This is a genomic window from Rhodothermales bacterium (genome assembly GCA_034439735.1).
Lineage (GTDB): Bacteria > Bacteroidota > Rhodothermia > Rhodothermales > JAHQVL01 > JAWKNW01.
The window spans coordinates 1-4,294 of record JAWXAX010000006.1 but is presented as its reverse complement, the minus strand read 5'-3'; the positions used below and the strand labels follow the sequence as shown (position 1 = coordinate 4,294).

The 4,294-nt window shown below is 63.8% G+C and carries 5 protein-coding genes; all 5 read right to left on the bottom strand.

Going from position 1 to position 4,294, the window contains the following annotated elements; all coding sequences use genetic code 11:
• The coding region (locus SH809_00250) for a laccase domain-containing protein (protein MDZ4698106.1) at positions 1 to 433 on the bottom strand (433 nt) is incomplete at its 3' end.
• On the bottom strand, positions 430 to 1,563 hold the full coding sequence (locus tag SH809_00245; GenBank protein MDZ4698105.1) for an aromatic ring-hydroxylating dioxygenase subunit alpha: 1,134 nt from the start codon (positions 1,561 to 1,563) through the stop codon (positions 430 to 432). The genes SH809_00245 and SH809_00250, both read right to left, overlap by 4 nt.
• A 67-nt stretch (positions 1,564 to 1,630) precedes the next feature.
• Entirely contained in the window at positions 1,631 to 2,560 is a 930-nt protein-coding gene (locus SH809_00240) for an HDOD domain-containing protein (GenBank protein MDZ4698104.1), read from the bottom strand.
• 63 nt (positions 2,561 to 2,623) lie between these two features.
• Complete coding sequence (locus SH809_00235) at positions 2,624 to 3,511, bottom strand: shikimate dehydrogenase (GenBank protein ID MDZ4698103.1); 888 nt, start codon at positions 3,509 to 3,511, stop codon at positions 2,624 to 2,626.
• 5 nt (positions 3,512 to 3,516) lie between these two features.
• Positions 3,517 to 4,294: NAD-binding protein (locus SH809_00230; GenBank protein ID MDZ4698102.1), on the bottom strand; the 778-nt coding region annotated here is incomplete at its 5' end.

The following is a 4,294-nucleotide window of genomic DNA, read 5'->3' as shown; positions in this document are numbered from 1 at the left end:
TGCGGGCGACAATACCCCCCGCCGCCCCGCGCCAGCCGGCGTGGCACGCCCCCACCATGCCGCCGTCGGCCCGGGCGAACAACACCGAAGCACAATCCGCCGCGCTGAGGCATAATAAAAGACGAGGGGTCGTCGTCACCAGCCCATCAAACCCTGGATAGAGCCCCGGCGTTTCCACGACCGCTACTTCGGCGCCATGCACCTGGCCGGTAATAGCCAGCTGGCCGGCCTCAAATCCCACTGCTCCAAAGAGCCGACGCCGGTTTTCGAGCACGGCTTCGCGGGTGTCGTTGGTGCTCAACCCGAGATTGAGGCTATCAAAAGGCGACACACTCACGCCGCCGAGGCGCGTGCTGAAACCTGCCACGACGCCGGCGATGGAATCAAAAATGGCCGGCTTCACCCATACCGGTGCTGGGGCCGCGAGCGTCATAGGGCGTTCCCCGCGGCACGCGCCGCCGACCGGTAGGCCGTTTTCAGCTGGGTCTGGAAATGGTAAACCCCCTGCTCACATTCCACCGAAAACCGGCCCCGGTCGTACGCCGGCGAAGCCAGTCCCCGCTGCACCCACTCACAGATCTCGATGTCTTCCTGCTGCACATGATCGCTGAACGCCATATCCTCCTCTATCTTCCTGGCCGCCGCCAGGGAGTCGGTATCGGTGTAGAAATAATCGAACAGGACCACACATCGATCGGGGGCCAGCGGCAGTACGATGTTCATCTGCAGCCGGCCCGGCATGATATTGAGCATGCAATTGGGAAACACGAAGTAATAATAGGCAGAATCGGAAGCGGCGCCGTAGCGGGTGGAATCGGGGCTGAGCGGGCTGTACTGGAGCGAATAATACGAAAACGTCTCGGTTTCGTACCGCCCGACATCCAGCACATCGCATAATTCGGGGTGCACGTAAGGGAGATGATACCCCTCGAGGTAGTTGTCGACATAAACCTTCCAATTGCAGGCCACCTCGTAGCGGATGCGGCGTGCAAAGCGAAGGCCCTCCAGACGCATCGGGGCGATACGCTCGGCGATGCCGGCCAGGAGATCGCCCAGGGGGAGGAGCGGTTCGCCGGCGTGTATAAACACGAGACCTTCCCACGTGGCCACCCGTACGGGTTTCAGGCCGTAGTCTTTCTTATCAAACAGATCGACCCGATTAAACCGCGGCACCCCGCGCAGCGAGCCATCCAGCCGATACGTCCATCCGTGGTATTTACACTGGAGCATGGCGGAGCGGCCGCAATGGTCCAGCGCCAGGGGTCCACCGCGGTGGCGGCAGACATTATAAAATGCTCGCAGCGCCCCATCGGTCCCCCGGACGACGACGACCGGGGCGCCGGCGGCATCCGCCGTCAGGTAGTCACCCGCTTCCCGAAGCTGCCCGATGTGGCCGGCGTACTGCCAGTGGGTCGAAAAAACGGCGGTCCGATCCCAGGCATGAAACGCGGGATCGACATACCAGCTGGAGGGAATGGTTTCGGAGCGCTCGATGGGATCGACGTCCAGAGTCTCCGGCGACCATTCGGGCACGGAGGGGTGCCAGGGGGGTGTATCCCGCATGCGTTAACCGTGACTGCGTGTAGATCGCAGAAGATACGCGCGGGGAAGGCGGACGATCCAGAGCCCATCAGGCGAAAGCGCCGAGGTATTCTTCCAGCGAGGGTTTCAGCTCGACGAATTCGCCGAGAAGGTCCTGAAGGGAATCCACCGAGAGGGCGCCATCGGCGAGGAGGAGGCGCCAGATGTCGTCCTGAAAACAGCGCTCGAGATCGGAGTCGTCCGATTCCTCTTCCATCGCATGGGCGGCACGATTGGCGGCGGAGACCACATAGACGAGCTGGCGGAGGGCGCGGGGCATCGTCCCAAGGTCGGCGTAGGTGTGATGGAGCGCCATCGCCTGGGTGAGCTGGGCCGGGAAGTGCATCTGCCGGGCGAGGAAGCTGCCGGCCTCGACGTGGCTGAACCCGAACAACACCCGCTCCGCCTCGAGAATGGCGTAGTCGGTCCGGAATTCATGGGCCATGGCGCCGTAAAATCGCGAGGCTTCCTCCGGAAAGTTGTAAAGCAGGAGGAGTTTGCCGAAGTCGTGCATGAGGCCGGCCGTAAACGCCTCGTTGGCCCGCTCCAGCCGAGCGGCGGCGTCGCGCGGCGCCTCGGGGTTCATTAAATAAAGATACCGGGCGAGAAAGGCTGTCGCCACGCTATGGCGGACGAAATTGAGGAAGGGCAACGTCGTCGTGATGTCCAGCGTAGAGCGTATCTCGGACATATTCATGCTGAGGATGACGCCGGCCACGGTTTCAGGACCGAGCACCTCGACGGCTTTATGCACCGTGCGAATCTCATCCTCCGGCCGCTGGCGCCCCGAGTTGGCCAGGCGCAGAATCCGCCCCACGGCGCCGGGGTCGTGCACAATGGCGTCGCTCACCGCCCCGGCATCGCTGCTGGCGTCCTGCTCCATCAGCTCCATGATCCGCAGAAACGTCTGGGGTAACGCCGGATAGCGAAGGTTGAGATGGGCAAGCGACGTATTTTTCCCTCGGCCGGGCTGGTTCATTCAGAATGGTCGGACAATCGGGCGAATCGTGTCTTCTATGTATCGGACACGCGGGCGACTGGGTTAAGCGGTGAGCGCCTGTCGTACGGCCGCGCGCGGCATGTCCATACCGGTCCACTGCACATAGGACGCGGCGGCCTGTTCGATGAGCATCTCCAGCCCGCCCACAGCAACGGCGTTCCGCCCCGAGGCCTCGCGTAAGAACCGTGTTTCGCGGGGATTATAGACGAGGTCGTAGGCAATCTGCCCGGCCTGAAAATCACCGGCGGCCGGCCAGGGGGAGGCGTCGATGCCGGGTTGCATCCCGAGCGGGGTGGTGTTGACCAGCAGCCGGCTGGCGCGCACGGGCGCCGAGGCGTCGGCCAGGGCGCAGACGCCGAGCGCGCCGCGGGTGTCGTAGGACGCGAAGTCCGCGGCAAGCGCCTCCGCGCGATCCGTATTCCGCGCGGCGATCCAGAGGCGCGAGGGCGCCAGTTCGGTCAACAGGGCGTAAACGACGGCGCGCGCCGACCCGCCGGCGCCGAATACGACCACCGAAGCGCCTCGAACCGCGTGAGCGTGGGCCGCCAGCGGGGCGAGAAAGCCGGCGATGTCCGTATTATCCCCATATAAACGCGGAAGGGCTTCACCCTCACCCGGCCGGCACACGATTGTGTTGACCGCCCCGACGGCCCGCGCGCGGTCCGACAACACATCCACCCGCTCAACCACCGCCTGTTTATGTGGGATCGTCACGTTCGAACCCACGAACCGGGCCGCGCGCAAGCCGGCGAGCACGGCCGGCAGCGCCTCCGGCGGCGCGGGGAGGCACAGGTACACCATGTTGATGCCCTGCGCTCGAAACGCCGCATTGTGGATGATCGGCGAAAGGGAATGGGAGAGGGGGTAGCCGAGCAACGTGACGAGGCGCGTTTTCGCGTCGATGCCGGCAGGCGAGATTTCGGAGGCCATCGCGCTTATGCGTCAACCGTAGGAGACGGCTCGGTGAGGGCCATCATGCCGTCCGACTCGCCGGCCACGCGGTCCGCCCGGTTGATCAGGGCGATCAACGTATCGCCCGGCTGCGGCTTCACCTCGTTATCCGTCGTAAACACGGCCAACACACCCGATGGCCGCATGACAAACAGCGGAATGGCGTTTTTCCCATACCGCATGATAAAGTCGTCGTAGGTAAATGCCTCGGATAACATCCCGGTCTTGATGGCTGCGCCGCTGATGAACCGGGTATTGAGGGACGCGAACGTGACGTGGTCGCCAAAAAGTTGCCGGCCGCGGATGTGCTCGGTGTGTTCGGTGGCCTGCCTCAAATCGTCCCGCGGACGCACGGGAAGCTGGTACACCTCGGCGCTGTCGAAGTACTCGTGGAAGTTGAGCGTCGCCAGGGCGTTGATCTCCTCGTTGGGCGTCATCACCAGCATCCGCCCCATCTCGCTCAGCTCCAGCTCATCAATCACATCTTTCGACAATACGTGGGCCATGCGAGCGTCCAGGCCGGCCTGTTGCGCGTGCGCTACGTTACGCGGGTCGGAGTCGATCAACAATACTTTGAATCCCTGCTCCTGAAGCACCTTGGCGAGACGCCGCACCCACGATTGCGCCCCGATGAACAGGGCGCCCTGCGGATTCGGGTGTGCCAGTTTCAGTAACCGGGCCAGCGGCGTGGCCGTCAGCCCATAGATGGCCACGGTGCCGATCACCACCATAAATACGACCGGGACGATGCCGCTGCTGGCC

Bases quoted from the DNA above. Each gene is read 5' to 3' on its own strand.
- SH809_00245 (MDZ4698105.1), bottom strand. From the start codon at position 1,563: ATGCGGGATACACCCCCCTGGCACCCCTCCGTGCCCGAATGGTCGCCG.
- SH809_00240 (MDZ4698104.1), bottom strand. From the start codon at position 2,560: ATGAACCAGCCCGGCCGAGGGAAAAATACGTCGCTTGCCCATCTCAAC.
- SH809_00235 (MDZ4698103.1), bottom strand. From the start codon at position 3,511: ATGGCCTCCGAAATCTCGCCTGCCGGCATCGACGCGAAAACGCGCCTC.